This window comes from Paenibacillus sp. JDR-2, assembly GCF_000023585.1.
Taxonomy (GTDB): domain Bacteria; phylum Bacillota; class Bacilli; order Paenibacillales; family Paenibacillaceae; genus Pristimantibacillus.
Window position 1 is genome coordinate 2,128,708 of the sequence record NC_012914.1, and the last position, 22,109, is coordinate 2,150,816.

Sequence of the window (22,109 nt, forward strand, 5' to 3'; positions counted from 1 at the left end):
GATTGGCTTAAGATTGAAACATTGATTCGAAAATTAACGATCGTTTAAATTCAGTTTAAAAATGAACGGTAAGATGATGACATCAACAATTCTTGGGAGGAAACAGGAATGGAATATAAGAATGCGAAGAAGCCAAACAACGGCGACTGGGCGGTTGAGGCTAACGGTCTAGTCAAAGTATTTGGAGATAACAAAGCGGTAGACGGCGTTAATTTGAACGTTAAAGCTGGTACGATTTATGGCGTGCTTGGTCCAAACGGGGCAGGTAAAACAACAACGATCCGCATGCTGGCGACGCTGCTGCGTCCGGATGCGGGCTCGGCCCGGATCTTTGGCCACGATGTGCAGAAGGAATCACAGATCGTCCGCCAATTAATTGGCGTTACCGGTCAATACGCATCGGTTGACGAGTCGCTCAGCGCAACCGAGAATTTGATTATTTTCTCCCGTCTGCTTGGACTGGGACGTGCGGAAGCACGGAAGAAGGCCGCTGATCTCCTGGAAGAATTCGGATTGACGGAAGCGGCTAAGCGCCCGCTTAAGAACTTCTCCGGCGGCATGAGACGCCGTCTGGACCTCGCGGCCAGCCTCATCGCGCAGCCGCCGCTTATCTTCTTGGATGAGCCAACCACAGGTCTTGATCCGCGTACCCGCGCTCAAATGTGGGATACGATCCGCCGCCTGGTGAACACGGGCTCTACGGTTCTGCTTACTACTCAATACCTGGATGAAGCAGACCAGCTCGCTGACCGGATCGCCGTTATCGACCGCGGTCATGTCGTGGCTGAAGGCACCGTAGACGAATTGAAGCAATCGGTAGGAACTTCTTCGTTGCAGCTGAGAGTTCTGGATCAATCCGATATTGAAATTGCTCGCCATACAGTCGAGCATGTGCTTCAGGTTCAAGCAACTTTGACAAGCGAAGCTGCTAAAATTACGGCACCCATGGCTAATGCCGACCTGATTACGGATCTGTTAATCGCGCTTCGCGAGAAAGGGATTACTTTGTCCGAAGTCAGCGTTCAGAAGCCCACTCTTGATGAAGTGTTCCTGACCATCACCGGTCATGGCGTTGAAGAGAAAACAAAAGAAACGGGAACCGAAACAAAAAGAGCGGAGGCTGTAAACGTATGAGTTCATCAGTAAAGACAGGTCATCTGAAAAACCACACAAGCTTTATTCAAACCTTGCGTCACTCGCTTACCATGGCATACAGGGGCGTATTGAAAATCCGCCGCACCCCGGAACAGCTGTTTGACGTTACGCTGCAGCCGATCATTTTCACTTTGATGTTCACTTATATTTTTGGCGGTGCGATCTCCGGTGACGTGCAAAGCTACCTGCCGGTTATCATCCCGGGTATTCTTGTCCAGACGGTAATCACCACTTCCATCGTAACCGGCGTGCAGCTCCGGGAGGATATGGACAAAGGCGTCTTCGACCGGTTCAAGTCCTTGCCGATTGCGCGGATAGCCCCGCTTGCGGGAGCCTTGTTAGCCGATACGATCAGGTATACCATTGCTACCGTGCTTACGTTCTCCATGGGCTTTATTATGGGTTACCGTCCTGACGGCGGTATCGGAAACGTTATTCTTGCTGCTTTGCTCGTTATTTTCGTATCGTGGGCGATGAGTTGGATCTTTGCTTTCTTTGGCGTGATCTCCCGTACGGCTTCCAGCGTGCAAGGGATTTCGATGCTTGTATTATTCCCGTTAACGTTTATGTCCAATGCGTTCGTACCGGCAGATACAATGCCAAAATGGCTGCAGTGGTTCGTAAACATCAACCCGGTTTCCCACGTTGTCTCGGCGGTCCGCGAGTTGACCAATTCCGGCACGGTTGGATCGGATATGGTCTGGTCCTTGGTAGGCGCCCTGGTTATCGTTGCGGTATTTGCACCCATTACGGTTCGCGCTTATATGCGCCGGACATAAGAATTGCTTAATCGGAGAGATGGCATAATCGCCATCTCTTTTTGTCATTCTATGAGGGTTAAACCATCCTCAAAGGAAGGCATCCTTACAAAAATACGCGGCTTATGTTTCGGTTTAAATTCAGTTTAAGTAGCAGCGTTACTATATCTGTGTAAGGAATAAACAACAATAATGGATATAGGAGATGGTCTTTATGACAACTAATCATACAAACAAACAAATAGCGATTATCGGCGGTGGCCCCGGCGGACTTACACTGGCTCTTATCTTGCAAAGACACGGCATTGCCGCAACGGTCTATGAGCGGGAAGCTCAGGATGGAAATGCCCAGCGCGGCGGCTCGCTTGACATTCATGAGGATTCCGGACAGATGGCCCTGAAGGAAGCGGGATTGCTGGAGCAGTTCCAGGCGATTGCTCGCTATGAGGGAGAAGATTTCCGCCTGTTCGATAAAACAGGCAAGATCCATATGGACGACAGAGCGGAGGACGGAGAGCAAGGCGACCGTCCGGAGATTGACCGCGGCGTGTTATGCGATCTTCTACTGAATGCATTGCAGCCGGATACGATACGATACGGTTATAAGCTGACGGAAGCCGTTGAGCTGGAACGCGGTCAACACGAGCTGCATTTTGATAATGGCGAGAAAGTGACGGCTGACGTCGTAATAGGCGCGGATGGCGCTTTTTCCAAGCTTCGTCCGCTGCTGACCGAGGCGCAAGCTTCTTATTCCGGATTAACGATGGTGGAACTGCATGTGGATGCGAAGGCGCATCCGGATCAGGCTGCTTTTAACGCGAGAGGCAAAGTGTTTGCGCTTGATGATAACAAAGGAATACTTGCACAGCTAAATGGGGACGGTAAAATTAAAGTATACCTGACCTTTACGGCCGAGCAGAACTGGCTGGATACCTGCGGTATTCCGTTTGATCAGCCGAAGGAAGCCAAGCAGCGGCTGCTTGCGTATTTCGATGATTGGGCAGAGCCGCTCCGGAACTATATTCACAAGTCCGATGATCTTGTTCTGCCAAGACGGATTTATATGCTTCCGGTTGGACTGAAATGGGAGCATAAGCCGGGGATTACGCTTATTGGAGACGCTGCGCATCTGATGTCTCCGTTTGCGGGCGAAGGCGTTAACCTCGCGATGCGCGATTCAGCCGAGCTTGCGCTTGCCATTTCCGGTCATGAGGATGCCGATCAGGCCATTCAAGCCTACGAAAAGAAGATGTACGAATATTCTTCAGAGTCGGCAAAATCCTCCGATGATAATTTGAAGCTGATGTTCTCTGGCAATGCCGCTTCAAACCTGAAAGCATTGTTTGATGAAATTCATGCGCAGTTTGCCCAATAAAAAATAAGTGAGGCTGTGCCGTCTATGGGCACAGCCTCTTTTTATTACACCTAAGTCGCAACATGCTTCTCCCGATATTGCCCTGGCGTAATGCCCTCCAGCTTGCGGAAGGAGCGGATAAAGTTTTGCGGGTTGTTGTAGCATAAGCGGGAGGCGATATCCTTAACAGGCGTATCGGTTTCCCGCAGCCATTTCTTCGCCATACTGAACCGGTAAGCCGCCAGATATTCACTGAAGGATGTGTTTGTTTCCTTCCGGAAGACGCTGCTCAAGTAATTGGCGTTATAATTCAGCTTGGCGGCACAGTCCTCAAGCGACAGATCCGTATCGTAATGATGATGGATCAGGTCGATCATTTTCTCCGAAATATTATGATATTGCGCATCCTGACGGTCCATAAAGATTTGGATCATCGGATAAACAACCTTGCACCAGAGCCAATCTTCGATTTCCTTCACCGTATTAAGCTTAAGCAGCTCCTCGAATAAAGAGCCTTTTCCTTGACGTATCTGATTCAGGCTGATACCCGATTCCTGCTGCACCACGAGGAGACTGTTCAATAAACGGACCAGCGGCAATTGATATTCCTGAGGCGACATTTCGGCTGAAAATACAGGCACGAGGAAGCAGTGGAGAAGCTCCTTGGCGTTCTCCTTATCCGCAAGCTTGATCGCATCCAATAAATCATTCTCCAGATGGTTGGGATAACGAATATTGAAATAATGCTTGCCTTGGTTGACGTTCTCGTATTGCATGACGATACCTTCCCCTAGCTTAAGCCTGTGCTTCAACGCTTCCAGACCCTCTTGATAAGCAAGCGGAACCTGGCTTACCGATTCGAACGGTAGACTGATGCCGATACTGATCGTCAGCTCCAGAAGGCTTTGGATTTGCTGCTGAAGCTGCTCGGTTAAGGAAAACAACGCCGTTTTGAAGTCGCTGTCCTTTGCTGACGCACTGCCGATTAGCGTAACGACCGTATGGTCAATCGTAACCGACCCCAGGCGGTTAGCTGCCGGGATAAGCTCTTCGATCATATTGTGAATCGCAAACAGCAGCAGCTCCGTATCCGGTTTGCCGTAGCGGGTATCTTCAAGCGAGTCGATCTGTACGGTAATAACGGCCATGACATCCCATGAATTAAGCTGTTCGCTGTAACCAAACCTCTCCAGCTTTTCTGTCAGATCGTTATTTTTCACTTGCCCCTGCAATGCCTTGGCCAGGAACAAAGTACGTACCTGCTTCAAATGCTGTTGGAGCTCGCTCTCCAACCGGGTTTTGGACTGGAACAATTGCTGAATCTGCTCGCCAATCGCCTGAAATTCATTTTTGCGAGTCTGCCGGATCTCCGGTGTACGGACATTCATCTGTTTAAGAAGCATTTGAATTGGAGAATACATACGGCGGGAGCCCAACCAGGCTAGAAGCATCGTCACCAGAAGCATAAGCAGGCAGACGGCCAGCGTGTAGATTCCGATTTTTTTCGATTCCTTCGTAAGACTGGCGATCGATGTGATGGACATGTAGATCCAGCCGTTGGTCGGAGATTTGTAATAGGTGACCGAATACTCCTGATTATGGAGGAGGGAGCGGAATTGGCCGGAGGCTTCATTGAGCTTCGGCTCGCCTTCAAATCCGAGCACGGATATATTTTTGCCGATGATGGAATGATCGGGATGGAGCAGGATGCGATATTTATCGTCCAGCACCAAGGTGGTATCGCTCTTCCCGGTATCCTGCTGCAATAAGGACTGAAGGCTGCAGGTCGGAATATTGGCCATGATCAGCCCGTAAGGATTACGCTCGGTGACGGGAAGCTTCTTGATCAGGCTAATGTTATACTCGCATCTGGCGTTGCCGGCGCTCTCCTCGCTGTAGAACCAGCCAGAAGGATTCATCACCCAGGAGGTCTCCTCTTTGGACTCGATCAGCCCGTTCAACTGGTCATGGTAAGGATATTGGTCAAAACGATACAGACCGGAATTTTTGATCATCCAGTTATGGCGGTTATTGATCAAGATGACATCTTCGAGCTTGGTATCAAAGGACTGCATATGCAAAAGCTCATCCCGGAGGTTCCCATACAAGGTGAAATCGCTTACATTTAATGGGCTGCTCATGGTCTGTTTTAAGACGCTGGAGTTGATGACTTGATTCAAGGTATGGTTGACAGTCGTTAAAATTTGCTCTACATTGGCATTAATTTGAACAAGCAGCTGATAATTTCCTTTGTTTACATCTTTTTGGATTTCGCTAGAAGAAGTAACGTAGGAAAAAATGCCGATGAACAACACAGGCAGCGTGCTTAACAAGATTCCGAAGATGGTCATTTTGGTCAGGAAACTGAAAGAACGCAAGCGATTAACCAACTCCTGTCATCGTAAATATGTATCTATTGTAGGCGATGGACCGTCATTTGGACAATAATCATTAGCTCCGGGAATAATCATTTGAACAGATGAAGGGGGAATCCTATGTTTTTCAATGATCATAGAGGAAGATTATCGGGCTGCGCGGTCACGGGGATATTATTAGCGGCCATGCTGCTAGGCTCATGTTCAGGCGCAAAAGGTTCGGAGGTCCTCGCGGAGAGTCAAGCCCGTCCGGTTATTACTATTATGGCACCGCTGCATTTTCCGCAAGGTCCCGACTCTTCGTTAGTCGAGCAGATGGAAGAGATGACCGGTACCAATCTGATCATTGACTGGGTTCCCGACGAGATTTATACGGATAAGATGAATGCCGCTTTAACCATGAACTCCCTCAAGAAGGCTACTTTCGTGAAATATACCGATTATATTTTTCTGAAAAGCGCGATCCGCTCCGGCATGTTCTGGGAGGTGGGGTCATATCTAAGCGAATATCCGAATCTGAAACGGCTGAATAACAGTATTTTGGACCAAACCGCAGTAGACGGCAAAATCTATGGCCTATACACGGAGCGTCCTTCCTCTAGGCAAGGCGTCATTATCCGGGAGGATTGGCTCCAGAAGCTGAAGCTGGACCCGCCGAAGACAATCGACCAGCTGTATAACGTCATGAAGCAGTTTACATACGGAGATCCTGACGGGGACGGCAAGCAGGATACGATTGGTTTGACCGACCGCAATGATTTAGTGTTTGGAGCGTTCAAGACGTTAAGCTCGTACTTTGGAACCCCGAACAACTGGTCCGCCCAGAACCATCAGATTATCCCGGAGTTTGAGACGCCGCAGTATAAAGACACGATGGATTTCATGAGGAAGCTGTACAACGAAAAGCTGATTAACCAGGAGTTTGTGGTGACAAGCAAAGATATTCAGCGCGATCTTCTGATCAGCGGCAGAGCCGGCGTCTATATCGGCAGCATGACGGATGTTCAACGTTTGTCCAATGAAGTGAGGCGGGTGAATCCGGATGCAAGGTTTACGGTTGTGAACCGGATTGAAGGGCCGGACGGTTATAAAGTGTGGTCGATTCCTAATTTCAACGGGTTGTTCCTGTTCTCGAAGAGCGCGATTAAGACGGAGGATGAGCTTAAGCAGGTGCTCGCCTTTTTCGACGGCTCGATGGAGGCGGACGCGGCCAATCTGATGAAATACGGGTTAGAAGGCAGGCATTATGCGCTAGAGGGGAAAGAAGTGCTGCTGCCTGTAAAAAGCGAACAGCTCCGAATCTCCGAGGTTAGCCCTCTCTATTCCCTGATGATCGCCGACCTGAGCAATCCCAACCTGATGAAGGTTGCCCAGGAGGATCCGCTGCTTGCGCTTGCGGAGAAGCTGACCGTAGATAATGAAAAGTTTATCGTCAAGGATCCGGCGGCAAATCTGGAATCGGTTACGTTTGACGAGCATAGCGAGGAGCTGAACAAGATCATTACGGATGCAACCTACCACTATATTCTGGGGCAGATTGATTGGAATGGCTTCAACCAGGAAATAGAGAGATGGAAGCGAAGCGGCGGAGAGCAGATTATCGAGGAATTTACGCAATCGTATTTCGAATAATAGAGGGAAGCCTGAATTCGCTTGAACGAATTCGGGCTTTTTTTCTGCCGTTTCTTTGATGCTCAATTTCAGGGAGGATAATCATTATTACAGATGGTTGAATGCAGGCGGCTAATCGGAAGGAATGATTGTTTCGGTACTCCACCGGAGCGGGTTAAGGTTGATTTGCAGCACATTTCCGATAAAAGGTGGAGGTCAATAGCATGAACAAAAAGAGGTTTGCTATTTTGCTGGGCACGGTTATGAGTCTTAGCATGATGATGACGGCATGCAGCAGCAACAATAACTCTAATAAAACAAACAAGGGGGTAAAAGAAGCGACGCCAACGGCAAGCGCGGAGGCTTCGGCAGAAGCGTCAAAGCAGCCGGAGGCGGAGAAGCCGACAGAAATTACGATTATGCTTCCTCTTAACGTCGCCCAGACACCGCCGGATACGATCAAGAACGAGATTGAGAAGCTAACCAATACGAAGCTGACCTATCAGTTTTTCCCGGCAGATACGTATGAAGATAAGCTGAACACCACACTGGCAACCGGCGGGCTTCCGCAAGTTACGTATTTGAAAAACCAGGCAACGTTTGTTCAAATGAAAGGGGCGATCCGCGACGGGCAGTTCTGGGAGATTGGCCCTTATCTTAACGAATTCCCGAACTTGAGCAAGCTGAAGCCGCTAATTCTGAACAATACGAAGGTAGACGGCAAGCTGTACTCGCTTTATATCGGCCGTCCGCTCGCCCGTCAGGGGATCATTTACCGCAAGGACTGGGCTGACAATCTTGGCCTGAAGACGCCGGAAACGGTGGATGAAGTGATTGCAATGGCTAAAGCCTTCACCGAGAAGGATCCGGACGGGGATAAAAAAGCGAACACGATTGGACTTGCCGACCGGAATGACTTGATCTACGGAGCATTCAAGACGCTTGCTTCCTGGTTTGCAACGCCAAATAACTGGGGGGACAAGGACGGCCAGCTCCAGCCGGATTTCACGTTCCCGCAATATACGGTTGCGATGGACGCCATGAAGCAGATCCGCGATGCGGGTGCCATGAACAAAGATTTTGCCGCAACCAGCAAAACCGATCAGATTAGCTTGTTTACAAGCGGGAAAGCAGGTCTGTACATCGGTTCCATGGCGGATGTCGACTCGCTGAACAAGGATCTGGTCAAGAACGTTCCTAATGCCGTCGTGGATACGCTGGCTCTTATTAAAGGGCCAAACGGCGAGCAGGCAACATGGGCAATTCCGGGCTACAACAACGTAGTGTTGTTCCCCAAATCCGCGATTAAAGACGAAGCCGAACTGAAGAAAGTTTTGGCTTTCTTCGATAAGCAGATGACTCCTGAAGTAGCCAATATGATGTTCTGGGGTATCGAAGGCACGCATTATACCGTCGAAGACGGCAAAGCAAAAGTAACGGATGCGTCCGATCTAATAGAGCGCGAAGTAAAAGGCTACAAGGACAGCCTGATTGGCGAAGCAGAGACAAACGGTATGTACGAGGGCTTCTATTCTCTCCCTGCACGTATTCATGCGGAGGAATTCACGAAAGAGAATGAGAAAATTGCCATTCTGGATCCTACGGCGGCGCTTGATTCCGAGACTTATACGGACAAAGGCGTGGAGCTGCAGACGATTATTACAGATGCGACTTACAAGTATATCTATGGGGAAATCGATAAGGCCGGCTTTGAGAAGGCCGTTGAGGACTGGAAGAAGCGCGGCGGCGACAAGATCATCGAAGAATTTAACGCAGCCAATAAAAAATAGTCGAGTAAGGCTAGCCGAAGAGGTCTGCTAATTCGTTAGCAGCCTCTTCAATCCACATCTGATGAGAGGAAGAGGCAGGATGGAGGAAGTGATCGTTCACCAGGCGCAAGTGTTGGCGCCAACGACCAGAAGAGAGAGAACGAGGCGGTTTCGCCGTAATATATGGCTGTATGTCATGGTGCTTCCGGGACTTCTCTATTTCTTGATCTTCAAGTACGCACCGATGTTTGGCCTGATTATCGCCTTTCAGGATTTTAAGCCGTTTAAAGGGATCAAAGGCAGCGAGTGGGTAGGATTCGAGCATTTCCACCGTTTGTTTACGGAACCGGATTTCTTGAACATATTGACCAATACGTTAGTTTTGTTCGGTTTCAATATCCTATTTTATTTCCCTATACCGATTATACTGGCGCTGATGCTAAACGAGCTTAGACTTAATGCTTTCAAGAGGTTGTTCCAAACCCTGATTTATTTGCCGCATTTTATGTCTTGGGTCATTATCGTCTCGATCAGCTACGTGATGCTGACGATGGACGGCGGAATTGTGAATGCCGTTCTGGATTCTTTAGGTTTCGAAAAAATAAACTTTCTGCTAAGTCCCGAGTGGTTCCGACCGACTTATATCATTCAGGTTATCTGGCGGGAAGCCGGATGGGGAACCATTATCTATCTAGCCGCTATGGCGGCGATTGATCCGCAGTTGTACGAAGCCGCACGGATAGACGGTGCCGGCAGGCTTCATCAAATTTGGCATATAACGCTTCCAGCCATTCGCAGCGTCATTATCGTATTGCTTATCCTGAAGATCGGCGATGTGCTTGAGCTTGGGTTTGAGCATGTGTATCTGCTGCTTAATTCCATGAACCGCGACGTGGCGGAAATTATCGATACCTATGTCTATACGGCAGGACTGAAGCAAGGGAAATTCAGCTATAGCACGGCTATTGGGCTGTTCAAGTCGGTGGTTGGCCTGATTATGGTCGTTGCGGCGAACAAGCTTTCCAAGAAATTCGGATCTGAAGGTATATATTAAGATATGACCGGGAGGAATCAGCATGATCCAGGATCGAACCATGGGAAGCCGGCTGTTTGGCATCGTCAACTTCACGCTGCTTGCGATTTTCTCGCTTGCGACCGTGCTTCCGTTCATCCATGTCGTAGCGGGCTCATTAACGACAAGCGCGGAAATGGCAGTCAAAAAATTTATTGTTTTCCCTACGGATATAAGCTTTGAAGCTTACCGGTTCGTCTTCTCGACGAATACGATCTTCCGTTCGATCGCGGTATCCATTGGCGTAACCCTGATCGGAACGGTATTCAGTATGCTGGTGACCTCGATGATGGCGTACGGCTTGTCCCGAAAAGATTTGGACGGGCGTAAAACGATCATGTTTATGGTCGTCTTTACGATGCTGTTTCACGGCGGGCTTATTCCTACCTTCCTCGTTGTGAAGGAGCTGCATTTAATTGATACGTATGCGGCGCTTATACTGCCGTTAACCATCAGCGCCTTTAATATGATCATTCTCCGCAACTTCTTCCAGAACATCCCGGAAGGGCTCGAGGAGTCGGCCAAGATGGATGGCTGCAGCGATTTCGGGATCCTGTTCCGGATTGTGCTGCCGCTGTCGATGCCGGCGATCGCAACGATCTCGCTTTTTTACGCGGTGACGTATTGGAATACTTATCTAAACGCGATCTTGTATTTGAATGACAGCAAAATGTGGCCGATCCAGGTATTGCTTCGCCAGATCGTTGTTCTGGCCAGCGGCTTCGACTACAGCTCCAGCCTCGACGGCGCCGTTCCGCCGCCCGATCAGGCGGTCAAGATGGCCGTTATCGTTGTCGCTACGCTGCCGATTCTGCTCGTCTATCCGTTCCTGCAGAAGCATTTTGCTAAGGGTGCATTGCTTGGTTCGATAAAGGGGTAGCGCGGGTTTGGTTAACTGTAGAAAAACTGCGCATTAAAATGTTCTTCCGATCGCCATTGCTCGGGGGATTCCTTGAACAATTCCAAATGGATTGGAATCCCCTCACAAAAGCGACCACTACGTTTCTACAGAATCATTTTAATGCTCCGTTTTTTAAGTTAACCAAAGTTCTGGGGGAGTCAGAGATGGCCGTGCAATTTATTTGCACGGCCATTTTCTATGCAGAGCTGGATGATTGTGGTAAAGTTTGCGTAGAGGTGAATTCCATTGCATATGGAGAGGATCTGTTGAAAAAGATCGTTTGCGTGTTCATCATGCTCATCGTTGTCCTGACCGGCTGCAGTCAATCAAAAGCATTGATAAAGGAAACCGATTCGCATAAGCTGAATCAGAAGGTGAAGTCTTTTGTCGACCGGAATAAAAGTAAAAACGGCCTTTATCTTTACTCTGTCGCAGGGAAAGAGGAGTATTTTATCGTGAACTACTCTACGGCCGAGCAGGGGGTAAAGGTAAAGTTTCTTGCGGGTATTCGCGCAGAGATACGGGATGATGTGTTCACGATTCTTATGGATGTTCAGGAAACTTCCGATACGCAGGATAAACGAATAAAGCCATTGTCTATCTATAAGCTTAATAAGCATGAAGAGGCAAGTAAGATACAGGTTAAGATTAACGGACAAGAGACTCCGATTGATATAGTCGGCAGCTGAGTCAGGTAAGGAGGTTTGCGGCATGGATGGCAGCAATGAGGCAATCAGCGGCGAAGATAAAGGCTCAAGCATTTGCGAGGTGCTTCAAATATTAGGAGCGAAATGGGCGTTTCTTGTATTGGAGGAGCTGATGAACGGACCGCTAAGATTTAACCAGCTTCAACGGAACATCTCCATTGTGAAGACCCAATCGTTAACCAATACGGTACGTCATCTGGAGAACAACGGCCTTGTTATGCGCAAGGTATTTCCGACAGTGCCGGTGACCGTAGAGTATTCCCTGACCGAGAAGGGCAGAGATTTTCAGGCTGCGCTTAGAGAGATGGAGAAATGGGTGCAAAAATGGGGCGATTCGCCGAATCCCCGGCTCAGCCGTTCCTAATGGCCCATGTTGTAATCAAACCGTAAGAGCTATAAGCTCTTGCGGTTTTTTTGTCTTTCAACTCACTTACCAAATGGTTAGTTACTCCAAAAGGATGGATTATGCCAAAATAAATTGCGTTCTTACTAAAAGTAAGTAGACTCGTTATAATCCGAATTAACAAATCGTTTGGAGAAGGAAGTGTCGTTATGAATCGTGTTGTTATTTACGTCTTGATGATTGCGGTATTTTTTACAGCCACCTCGGAGCTGGTGATTGCCGGAATCTTGAATGTGTTAGCCGTTCAAATGAATATATCGGTAAGCTTGGCAGGCCAGTTGATCACGGTTTATTCTTTGGCTTTTGCGATTGGCACGCCGGTGATTATCGCATTATCCGCCCGAATACCGCGAAAAAGACTATTGCTCCTCGCTATAGTCGTATTCATAGCCGGCAATATTCTGTCTATAGTAAGCACGGATTTCATGGTTTTAATGGCAGCGCGGATGCTGCTTGGGGTAAGCTCCGGCGTTTTTATCGTGGCAGCGTTTAGCGCTGCGGCCAAGGTGGTGCCGGTTGAAAAAATCGGCAGCGCGATCGGAACGATTATTCTCGGATTCAGCAGCGCAATGATTTTGGGCGTTCCGCTAGGCGTTGCTTTGACGAATATGTACAGCTGGCAGACGATTTTTTTGTTCCTTGGCATAGGCGGCGTTGTGATCCTTATTGGTCTTGCTCTGTTGCTTCCGCAAATCGAGGGGGATGCTCCGGTTCCCTTCAAGCAGCAAGCGGGGGTACTAGCTAATCCGGTTATCTTCTACGCCTTGCTGCTTGTGTTGTTCAGAGAAGCGGGCAACTCGTTGATGTTCACGTATATTGCTTCATTCCTTGGCGACATTCTTCATAGAAGCTCCGCGGAAATTGGCCTTATGATGCTGCTGTTCGGGCTAGCCGGTGCGGTTGGCTCCAGAATCGGGGGCTCTGCCGTAGATAAATGGGGTAGCGCCAAATTAATACTGATTGGTGTCACGATTCATGTAATCGCGCTGTTGCTGCTGCCGCTGGCCGTTCATTCCTTCCCGGTTGCCATCACCTTGTTATCGCTATGGATCATGTCGATGTTTACCTTAGGGCCTGCGACACAGACTTACTTCATCGAGCGTGCTCCGCAAGCATCGAATCTGATTATCAGCTTGAATATTTCCGTCACTCAGGTCGGCATCGCCGCAGGAGCCAGCGTCGGCGGCCTGGTCGTCAATTGGCAAGATACCGTCCTCTATAATCCATTGGCCGCCGGTTTGGTCCTCATCCTAGCTCTTGCCTCAGCCGCTGTATCTATCCGCAAAAGCCGGCAAAAGCACATAAGCCGCCTTTAAAAATAGCCGTGCGGATCTATACCGCACGGCCTCGTTTTATTCTCCCCCAACTAAGGTTAAATGCAGGCGGATTATTTGAATGATTCTGTAGAAACGAAGTGGTCGCTTTTGTGAGGGGATTCCAATCCTATTGGAATAGTTCCAAGGAATCCCCGAGCAATGGCGATCGGAAGAACATTCAAATACGCAGCTTGCACATATACCGTCCATCCACCTCATTCAAATGCGGAGCATGCACTATAACTGTTCATCACCCTCTACCATGCAAAGCCTTATACTCCGACGGCGTGCATTTCTTATACGTCTTGAACACCCGGTTAAACGTCGGCAGACTTCCGAAGCCCGACCTCATCGCAACCTCCATAATCGACAGATTCGGATCGGTCAATAGCTTCTCTGCATGCATAATGCGATGCTGAATTAGGTAGTCGTAATAGGACAATCCCATATACAGCTTGAACATGCGCGTGAAATGATACTTGCTGAAGCCGGACAGTTCGGCAAGCTCCTCTACGCGAATATCCTCCGTGCAGCGCTCGTTCATATAGTTGCAAACCTGCAAAAATTTATCGATATATTTATGCTGCTTATGGCTCTTGGTACGCGGAAAACGGCGCTCTTCGTGCATAAAGTTACGGCCCAGAGCGACAAAGAAAGAGATGAGCTTGGCATATGTCGAGGCCTCCTTCAGCATCGTATGGCTGAAATATTCGTTCACCAGCTCGAGCAGCATTGGCCTTAACAAGCCGTGCAGCTCTTTATTTTGCTCTGCCGTAATCAACAGGCAAGGGCGGAGCAAATGAAAGGTAGAGTCAAAGCCGTTTAGAGCGTACAGCAGCGAGCAGTCGAACTGAAGAATAAGTCTTGTCCCGGACTCCGGGGCAAAGATCTCGTGAAGCTCGCCCGGAGGCAGGACCAAGATATCGTTCGGATAGAGGACATGCTTTGTCTCATTCACTATAACGGTGTAAATGTTTTCGAACGGCATGATGACTTCCACAGCGGTATGCCAGTGAATCGGATAGTTTTCGACTTCTTTGTTCAAATAAATGCGCAATCCGGGATGTTCACCGTAGGATACCGTTTCTTTGGCTCCGTTAAGAATGGGGATCATGCATCACTCTTCCTCTCTGGTTGGTAACTAATCAGATAATGGCATCCTCGTCTAATAAAATCAATAAGTCTATCAAAAAAGGCAATATTTGATTGGTTGAAAGCTATATTTACGAAGAGCGGCCTATCAAATAAAGCTATAATGAAGCCAATGAAAGCGAATACATTTGTCGGTAAATGACTTCTAATTTGCATTATTTCATTATGAGGTCCACATGACCATACGACTAAAGTAGTTAAATATAGCTATTTTTAATCGGTCAGTAGACGAAATGGACTAGAGGAGAGTGGAGATAAATGGAAGGCTCAAGCAAGGTATTGGATGTTACGCCACTTTGGAAGCATGTCAGAAAAGAGTGGAAGCTGTATTCCTTTCTCGTTATTCCCGTCATCTATTTTCTCATTTTCAAGTACGCTCCCATGATTGGAAATGTAATCGCTTTCCGGAAATATCGGGGCGGGCCAAACTTTCTTGGCATGGAATGGGTAGGGCTGCAGTACTTCCGGATGTTTATGAAGGATCCAACCTTCTGGCGGGCGTTCTGGAACAATATTTTCTTAAGCGTTGCTTATCTGATTATCCGATTCCCGTTAACCTTGATCTTTGCGCTCCTGATCAACGAGATCAGAAGGCTGAAGCTGAAAAAATTCGTTCAGACCGTATCCTACCTCCCGCATTTTATCTCAATGGTAATTCTGGCAGGTATGGTAAAAGAAATGCTTTCCGTATCGGGTCCGATTAACGCGCTGCTTGGCCATTTCGGCGTCGAACCGATTCAGTTCATCTCGCTGCCGCAATGGTTCTCGACCATTTATGTGTCTTCCGGCATCTGGCAGGGACTTGGATGGGGCACCATCTTGTACCTTGCAGCTATGACAGGGATCAATACGGAGCTTTATGAGGCAGCGCGGATTGACGGCGCCAGCCGGTTCAGACTTGCATGGCATGTCACGATTCCGGGTATCTTGCCTACGATTATGACGCTTCTCGTTCTTGATATCGGCGGTATTATGGGCTCCAACTTTGAAAAAATCTTGCTCCTGTACAACCCGCTTACTTATGAAACGGCGGACGTTATCTCGACCTACGTATACCGGATGGGTATTACAAACGCGAACTTCAGCTATGCAACCGCTGTCGGCTTGTTCGAAGGGGTTATCGGTCTGATCCTGGTAACGACAGCGAACGCAATTTCGAAAAAAACGACGAAATCAAGTCTGTGGTAGGAAGGAAGTGTTGAGCGTGAAAGCAACTCCAGGTTCTCGCATCTTTAACGGCGTAAACGCTTTGATCATGACCGTAGTTGTCCTCTTTACCTTATATCCTTTCGTTTATCTGGTTGCGCAGTCCTTCAGCTCCGAGGCTGCCGTCTATGCGGGGAAGGTAACGTTTTATCCTGTAGATTTCACTACGCTTACTTATAATGTCATCCTGAGCAAGCCGGATTTCTTCCGCTATTACGGCAATACGATATTGTACGCGGTAGTCGGCACCCTCATCGCCGTATCGGCGACAGCCGTTATGGCGTATCCGCTCTCAAAGGAAAAACTTCGTCTTAACAAGTTCTTTATCCCGTTTGTCTTATTCACCATGTACTTCGGCGGCGGTCTTATCCCGAATTACATTCTCGTAGCCAAAACGCTGGATATGCGCAACACGATTTGGGCTCTTGTTATTCCCGGTGCGATCAGCGCCTTTAACGTTATATTGATGAAAACCTTTTTCGCAAGTCTTCCTAATGAGCTTGAGGAATCAGCCAAAGTGGACGGACTTGATGTCTATGGCATCTTCCTTAGAATTACGCTTCCATTATCGAAGCCGATTCTGGCAACCATGCTCTTATTTGTTATCGTAGGGATCTGGAACAGCTGGTTTGATGCTTCGTTGTACCTGCAGTCGAAGGAGAAGTGGCCTGTAGCCTTATATTTGCGGCAAGTTATTGAAACGGCGATCAGCCCGGCCGAACTGGGAGCAAGCGCGGAGCAAACGACGCAGATTGCGGCTACGGTTAAATCGGCTGCGATGGTATTGACTTCGCTTCCTATGATTTGTATCTATCCTTTTGTACAGAAATATTTCGTGCAAGGCATGATGATTGGCGCTGTGAAAGGGTAAGACGCGATATAACCGGAACGGCCGTAAGGCAAGTTCTGTTATATAAATGTAATTATTAAAAGGGAGGCACGGCATGAAAAGATTCAGTAGAGCAATGGGATTGATTTTATCGGTTATCATGGTTATGTTTGTCATGGCGGCATGCAGCGGGAACAATAATGGAAAGCCCAGCAACAGTTCCGCTTCACCTGAAGAATCTGCAGCAACAACGGGGAATGCTACGGCATCGGATAAACCTGCAGAGGATTACGCATACGGCGAGGACGTAACGTTCCACTCGAATGAGCCGGTAAAGTACTCCATGATGTTCAGCGACAACGAGGGCTATCCTTACAAAAAAGACTGGAGAATCTGGAGCGCGATTCAAGAGAAAACAAACGTATCTTTTGACTTGTCGGTTGTAGCAAGAACGGAATACGAAAACCAAAAATCGCTCCTCGTAAACAGCGGCGATGCTCCGTATATCATCCCTAAAACGTATGATGAATCCGCATTCGTTGCAGGCGGACAAATCGTTCCGATCAGCGATTATGTGCAATATATGCCTAACTATCAAAAAGCGGTAAAAGCTTGGGGCATGGAAGATGACCTGAAAGCGAAAATGCAAGCTAACGGTAAGTACTATGTTCTTCCCGGTATGTGGGAAGAACCGGGCGGCGGCTACTCGTTCGTTATCCGTAAAGATATTTTCGAGAAAGCCGGCGTAGACCTGTCCAAGGAAACGAGCTGGACGTACGAAGATTTCTACGCGGCTATGAAGAAGGTTAAAGAATTTACGGGCGCTAAATACGTATTCTCCGATCAGTCCAAAGGCGAATCGACTTTGAACATCGCAGCTGTAGAATATGGAGTAACTGCCGGTTGGGGTAAAGCAAACGGCATGCGCTTTAACCAGGATTCGAAGCAATTCGAATTCGCTGACAATACACAAGAGTTCAAAGACTATGTTTCGTACTTCAATAAGCTGATTACGGAAGGCATCATGGATCCGGAATCGTTCACGCAAGAAGACGATGCAGCAAAAGCGAAGTTCTATAAAGGTGATACTTACGTTATCAATGCTAACTATCAAGTATTCACGGATATCCAAACAAAGATGGAAGATCCAAATGCGGAGCTGATGATTATCACGCCTCCAGGTGGTCCTAAAGGCCAGCTGCAAGTTGAAAACTCCCGTCTTGAGAACGGCATTATGATCAGTGAGAACGCTTTGAAAGAGCTAGGCGAAGAGAAATTTATTGAAATGCTTCGTTTCGTTGACTGGCTCTGGTACTCCGATGAAGGTCAAACACTCAGCCTGTGGGGTGTAGAGGGCGAGACTTACACGAAGGACGCGAGCGGTAAAATTACGCTTAATCCGGATATTACTTACAACGGCATGAACCCTACGGCAACGAAAAAATTGAACGCAGACTACGGTTTCGGCGGGGGCGTATTCGCGTACGGCGGTACTACGAAGCTCAGACAGTCCAAAATGACAGACGGTGAAATCGACTTCAACAACCGCATTCTGAACAACCGTACGGCTCGTCCGGTTGCACCGCCAATTATGGCTTCTGCGGACGAAAGCGAACAGTTGAACCTGATCTCGAAGCCTCTTATGGACTATGTAAGCACGATGACGCTCAAATTCATCACGGGCCAAGAGAAGATCGACAACTTCGACAGCTATGTGAAACAAACGCAAGCGAACGGCAGCGACCGTTACGCGCAAATGGCTAACGACATCTTTAATAAAACGAAGAGTGTTCTTGGCTACTAAACCATAAAAACAATAAGGGCTAGATGAACCTGAACGGTTCGTCTAGCCCTTATGTGATATGCCGCTTCATTAACCGAAACGGCCAGTAATGTAGTCATTAGTCCGTTGATGCGTAGGATTAGTGAAAATCGTTTCCGTTTTATCGTATTCAACCACATGACCGTTCAGGAAGAAGGCGGTTTTGTCGGATACGCGCGCTGCCTGATGCATGTTATGGGTAACGATAACGATGCTGTAATCCTGCTTCAGCTCCGAGATCAGCTCTTCGATCTTGGAGGTCGAGATCGGATCAAGCGCGGAAGCGGGTTCGTCCATCAGAATGACATCCGGTCTAACCGCAATCGTGCGTGCAATACAAAGACGCTGCTGCTGTCCGCCGGATAAAGCCAAAGCGGATTTGTGAAGACGGTCTTTGGTTTCTTCCCAGATCGCGGCTTTCCGCAGGGATTGTTCAACAAGCTCATCCAGCTGCTTCTTGTTCTTAATGCCGTGATAACGGGGGCCAAAAGCGATATTCTCGTAAATCGATTTGTGGAACGGGTTAGGACGCTGCCATACCATTCCGATTTTTTTGCGAAGTGCTACGACATCCGTTTCCGTGCCGCTGATCTTCTGCTCTTTCAGCCAGATATCACCGGTAACACGGCAAGACGGGATCAGATCGTTCATCCGATTCAAGCTTCTGAGGAAGGTTGATTTGCCGCAGCCGGAAGGACCAATTAAGGCAGTGACTTCTTTTTCGGCGAAATCAAGCGAGACGTCATGAACGGCATGCTTTTCTCCGTAGTGAACATTCAATTGTTTGGCGGCCAATGCGATTTCTGTCATGCTCTCTACTCCTTTCCTATTTCGAAGCCGTGAATCTATTATGCATATAACGTCCAAGCGCTCTTGCGCCAAGGTTGAAAAGCAGTACCGTAATGATCAGCACGGCCGAAGCGCCTGCCGCGATTTGCGTAGCATCGGGTGCAAGACCTTCCGAGTTCACCTTCCAGATGTGAACGGCGAGAGTTTCGGCCGGACGCATAGGGTTAAGCGGCGAAGCGGTATGGAGCGGATTCCAGTCTGAGAAATCAAGACGCGGGCTGCTCATGCCGGCGGTGAACAGAAGCGCTGCTGCTTCGCCGAAGATCCGGCCGGCGGCCAGAATCGAACCGGAAAGCACGATTGGCAGGGCAATCGGAAGCTGAACCGAGCGGATGGTTTTCCATTTGGAAATACCAAGCGCAAGACTTGCTTCCTTCTGCTGAAGCGGTACGCTGCGGAGACCTTGCTCGGTAATCCGCACCATCAGCGGCAGGTTAAAGATCGTCAGCGCGATTGCGCCGGATAGCAGGGAGAAGCCCAGGTTGAATTTATTAACGATGACAAGAAGGCCGAACAAACCAACGATAATCGAAGGGAAGGAAGACAATACTTCGACGACCAGACGAATCGCGGAAGTGATTTTGCCTGCTTTTGCGTATTCGCTCATATAAATACCTGCGCCGATGCCAAGCGGCACGGTAATAATCATCGTAAGTACTAGCAGGAACAGCGAGTTGAAGAGCTGTGGACCAATACCGCCGCCTTTGCGGATGGTTTCCGGCGGGGAAGTCAGGAAGTGCCAGCTGATATGGCCAAGTCCACGGAACAAAATGTAGCCCAAAAGTCCGAGCAGGGCGAGAGCGATTAAGCCCGTGATGAAAATAATAATGCCGGTTGCGATTTTATCTACTGTTTTGGCACTCATAGCTTCTTCCTTCCTTCCAGCCAGCGAATGATAAAGACGAATACAAAGGTCATAAGCATCAGAATTAATGCAAGCGACCACAAGGCGTTATTTTGAACGGAGCCCATCGCCGTATTGCCCATGCTAAGCGTAATGGCGCTGGTCAGCGTTGAAGTCGATTCGAATAGGGAATGCGGGATATGCGGCGCGTTGCCGATAACCATTTGCACGGCTAAGGCTTCGCCAAATGCTCTCGCAATACCAAGTACGATACCTGTCATTTGCGCGGGAAGCGTAGTAGGCAGGACAATGCGATATATCGTTTGCCAACGGGTTGCGCCAAGTGCGTAGGAGCCTTCCTTCAGGCCCGCGGGCAGGGAAGCCAGCGCATCCGTTGCTATAGTCGTAATTGTAGGTAAAATCATAAAGGCGAGCACAATAGCGCCTGCTGCGATCCCGACGCCTTGGCCAGGGAACAGGTTGCGGAATAATGGAACGATAACGCTTAAACCAACAAATCCGTATACAACGGAAGGAATACCTGCAAGCAGTTCGATAACCGGCTGCATAAATGTCCGGCCCAACTTCGGAGAGAGCTCAATCATAAATACTGCCGCGCAAAACCCGAGTGGAGCAGCAATGATAGCAGCAAGAATCGATGTGCTGAACGAACCGAAAATAAATGGCAAGGCGCCAAACAACGCCGGTTCGCCATCCGGTTTCCATTTGAGTCCTGTTAACAAATCCTTTACGTTTACGCCGTTTACGATAAAGGTGCTAAGTCCCTTTGAAGCGACGAAGTAAACCATCGAAAAAATGGTGATGATAAGAAACAAGATGCAGATGAATGTATATACTTTGCCAACCCATTCCTCCGCAAGATGCGGCGTGGCTACTTCCCGATCATTAGACTTCTTCATCGCGACCACCCTTTACATAATTAACATGTAGGCATGCAGTCAAGAGACGAGCTGGCCCGCCTCTTGACTATGCCTTTATTTATTGGAGATTAATTATTTCGTTACTGCGCCTTGAGCATCGCGTTTAACTTCCATTTTGCTTACTGGAATGTAGCCCATTTCTACTACGTCGCCTTGGTCGCCTTGAACATCTTCGGATACCATGTAGTCGAGGAATGCTTTAGTAGCTGCATCAGGCTCGCCTTTTGTATACATGTGCTCGTAAGCCCATACCGGGTAAGTGCCGTTAGCTACGTTGTCTACATTTGCTTCAACGCCTTCGTACTTAACAGCTGCGATCGAATCGTCCAGGTAGGACAGAGCCAGGTAACCGATAGCGCCAGGAGTTTCGCTTACGAGCTTCTTAACCGTACCGGAAGCATCTTCTTGGATCGAACCTTGAAGGTCTTCTGTTTTAGTGCCAAGAGCGAATTTCTCGAAAGTAGCGCGAGTACCGGAGCTTGAAGGACGGTTAACGATTTGGATTTTCGCGTCTTTACCGCCAACGTCTTTCCAGTTCGTTACTTTGCCAGTGAAGATATCAACCAGTTGTTGTTTAGTCAGAGTGTCAACGCCAACGTCTTTGTTTGTTACGGCAGCCATAGCGACTACAGCTACTTGATGGTCAACCAGTTCAGCTGCTTTGTCGGCATCAAGCTTCTCTTCAGCGAATACGTCGGAGTTGCCGATTTGGGCTTGGCCCTCCGATACTTGCGTCAGACCAGTACCGCTGCCGCCGCCTTGAACTTGAATCGATACGCCGGAGTTTTTGTCCATGAACTCTTTGGATACTTGGTCAACCAGCGGTTGAAGAGCTGTAGATCCTGCTGCCAGAATCGAACCGGATACGGAAGCTGTGTTATTTGTTGTTGCATTGTTTGTAGCGGCAGCATTACCATTTTTTGCACCGTTGTTTGCATTGTTATTGCCGCAAGCTGCGAGCGATAAGGACAATGTCAGTGCCATAGTGACGATCAGAGATTTTTTCATTTGAGTAGGTTCCCCTTCCAAACTTTTGTTTTTTTGT

19 protein-coding genes are annotated in these 22,109 nt (G+C 48.4%); 13 read left to right on the forward strand and 6 right to left on the reverse strand.

Annotated elements, in window-relative coordinates; all coding sequences use genetic code 11:
* Positions 1-108: 108 nt before the first annotated feature.
* The 3 genes from PJDR2_RS09255 to PJDR2_RS09265 all read left to right on the forward strand — a co-directional run bounded on the left by PJDR2_RS09255 (position 109) and on the right by PJDR2_RS09265 (position 3,288).
* Positions 109-1,134: a daunorubicin resistance protein DrrA family ABC transporter ATP-binding protein gene (locus tag PJDR2_RS09255; RefSeq protein WP_015843403.1), complete on the forward strand. Its 1,026-nt coding sequence runs from the start codon at positions 109-111 to the stop codon at positions 1,132-1,134.
* The gene (locus tag PJDR2_RS09260) at positions 1,131-1,934 is read left to right on the forward strand and encodes an ABC transporter permease (RefSeq protein WP_015843404.1); all 804 of its coding nucleotides are present in this window, start codon (positions 1,131-1,133) and stop codon (positions 1,932-1,934) included. Before PJDR2_RS09255 ends, PJDR2_RS09260 begins: the two co-directional genes overlap by 4 nt.
* Before the next feature lie 193 nt (positions 1,935-2,127).
* Positions 2,128-3,288 carry an FAD-dependent oxidoreductase gene (locus PJDR2_RS09265; RefSeq protein ID WP_015843405.1) on the forward strand — a complete coding sequence of 387 codons (1,161 nt, stop codon included), beginning with the start codon at positions 2,128-2,130 and terminating at the stop codon, positions 3,286-3,288.
* Between the two features lie 50 nt (positions 3,289-3,338).
* Here PJDR2_RS09265 and PJDR2_RS09270 read toward each other — a convergent pair whose 3' ends face one another.
* Positions 3,339-5,645 (reverse strand): AraC family transcriptional regulator, encoded by a 2,307-nt coding sequence (locus PJDR2_RS09270; RefSeq protein ID WP_015843406.1) that lies wholly within the window; start codon positions 5,643-5,645, stop codon positions 3,339-3,341.
* Between the two features lie 117 nt (positions 5,646-5,762).
* Between PJDR2_RS09270 and PJDR2_RS09275 the strand changes: the two genes are divergently transcribed.
* From PJDR2_RS09275 to PJDR2_RS09305, 7 genes are all read left to right on the forward strand, one after another.
* Positions 5,763-7,274, forward strand: coding sequence for an extracellular solute-binding protein (locus PJDR2_RS09275; protein WP_015843407.1), 1,512 nt, complete (start codon positions 5,763-5,765; stop codon positions 7,272-7,274).
* Positions 7,275-7,477: 203 nt separating this feature from the next.
* The gene (locus tag PJDR2_RS09280) at positions 7,478-9,043 is read left to right on the forward strand and encodes an extracellular solute-binding protein (protein ID WP_015843408.1); all 1,566 of its coding nucleotides are present in this window, start codon (positions 7,478-7,480) and stop codon (positions 9,041-9,043) included.
* Positions 9,044-9,122: 79 nt separating this feature from the next.
* Complete coding sequence (locus PJDR2_RS09285; protein ID WP_015843409.1) at positions 9,123-10,076, forward strand: ABC transporter permease; 954 nt, start codon at positions 9,123-9,125, stop codon at positions 10,074-10,076.
* A 22-nt stretch (positions 10,077-10,098) separates the two neighbouring features.
* The gene (locus tag PJDR2_RS09290) at positions 10,099-10,974 is read left to right on the forward strand and encodes a carbohydrate ABC transporter permease (protein WP_015843410.1); all 876 of its coding nucleotides are present in this window, start codon (positions 10,099-10,101) and stop codon (positions 10,972-10,974) included.
* 185 nt (positions 10,975-11,159) lie between these two features.
* Positions 11,160-11,684, forward strand: a complete 525-nt coding sequence (locus PJDR2_RS09295; protein WP_015843411.1) for a hypothetical protein — start codon at positions 11,160-11,162, stop codon at positions 11,682-11,684.
* A gap of 22 nt (positions 11,685-11,706) precedes the next feature.
* Complete coding sequence (locus tag PJDR2_RS09300; protein ID WP_015843412.1) at positions 11,707-12,066, forward strand: winged helix-turn-helix transcriptional regulator; 360 nt, start codon at positions 11,707-11,709, stop codon at positions 12,064-12,066.
* 188 nt (positions 12,067-12,254) lie between these two features.
* The gene (locus PJDR2_RS09305) at positions 12,255-13,421 is read left to right on the forward strand and encodes an MFS transporter (protein ID WP_015843413.1); all 1,167 of its coding nucleotides are present in this window, start codon (positions 12,255-12,257) and stop codon (positions 13,419-13,421) included.
* 250 nt (positions 13,422-13,671) lie between these two features.
* Here the strand turns inward: PJDR2_RS09305 and PJDR2_RS09310 are convergent, their stop codons facing one another.
* Positions 13,672-14,535, reverse strand: a complete 864-nt coding sequence (locus PJDR2_RS09310) for a helix-turn-helix transcriptional regulator (RefSeq protein ID WP_015843414.1) — start codon at positions 14,533-14,535, stop codon at positions 13,672-13,674.
* Positions 14,536-14,831: 296 nt separating this feature from the next.
* Here PJDR2_RS09310 and PJDR2_RS09315 point away from each other — a divergent pair, with 296 nt between their 5' ends.
* The 3 genes from PJDR2_RS09315 to PJDR2_RS09325 all read left to right on the forward strand — a co-directional run bounded on the left by PJDR2_RS09315 (position 14,832) and on the right by PJDR2_RS09325 (position 18,412).
* Positions 14,832-15,761 carry an ABC transporter permease gene (locus PJDR2_RS09315; protein ID WP_015843415.1) on the forward strand — a complete coding sequence of 310 codons (930 nt, stop codon included), beginning with the start codon at positions 14,832-14,834 and terminating at the stop codon, positions 15,759-15,761.
* A 67-nt stretch (positions 15,762-15,828) separates the two neighbouring features.
* On the forward strand, positions 15,829-16,650 hold the full coding sequence (locus PJDR2_RS09320; RefSeq protein ID WP_083778252.1) for a carbohydrate ABC transporter permease: 822 nt from the start codon (positions 15,829-15,831) through the stop codon (positions 16,648-16,650).
* Positions 16,651-16,723: 73 nt separating this feature from the next.
* On the forward strand, positions 16,724-18,412 hold the full coding sequence (locus PJDR2_RS09325) for a sugar ABC transporter substrate-binding protein (protein ID WP_015843417.1): 1,689 nt from the start codon (positions 16,724-16,726) through the stop codon (positions 18,410-18,412).
* Between the two features lie 69 nt (positions 18,413-18,481).
* On the opposite strand, the gene pstB is transcribed toward PJDR2_RS09325, so the two are convergent.
* The 4 genes from pstB to PJDR2_RS09345 form a co-directional block, all read right to left on the reverse strand.
* Positions 18,482-19,240 carry a phosphate ABC transporter ATP-binding protein PstB gene (gene pstB, locus PJDR2_RS09330; protein WP_015843418.1) on the reverse strand — a complete coding sequence of 253 codons (759 nt, stop codon included), beginning with the start codon at positions 19,238-19,240 and terminating at the stop codon, positions 18,482-18,484.
* Between the two features lie 16 nt (positions 19,241-19,256).
* A complete protein-coding gene (gene pstA, locus PJDR2_RS09335) occupies positions 19,257-20,144 on the reverse strand; it encodes a phosphate ABC transporter permease PstA (RefSeq protein ID WP_015843419.1) in 888 nt (295 codons plus the stop codon).
* Complete coding sequence (gene pstC / locus PJDR2_RS09340; protein ID WP_015843420.1) at positions 20,141-21,043, reverse strand: phosphate ABC transporter permease subunit PstC; 903 nt, start codon at positions 21,041-21,043, stop codon at positions 20,141-20,143. The genes pstA and pstC overlap by 4 nt, the downstream gene beginning before the upstream one ends.
* A gap of 93 nt (positions 21,044-21,136) precedes the next feature.
* Positions 21,137-22,072, reverse strand: a complete 936-nt coding sequence (locus tag PJDR2_RS09345) for a phosphate ABC transporter substrate-binding protein (protein ID WP_015843421.1) — start codon at positions 22,070-22,072, stop codon at positions 21,137-21,139.
* Positions 22,073-22,109 lie beyond the last annotated feature (37 nt).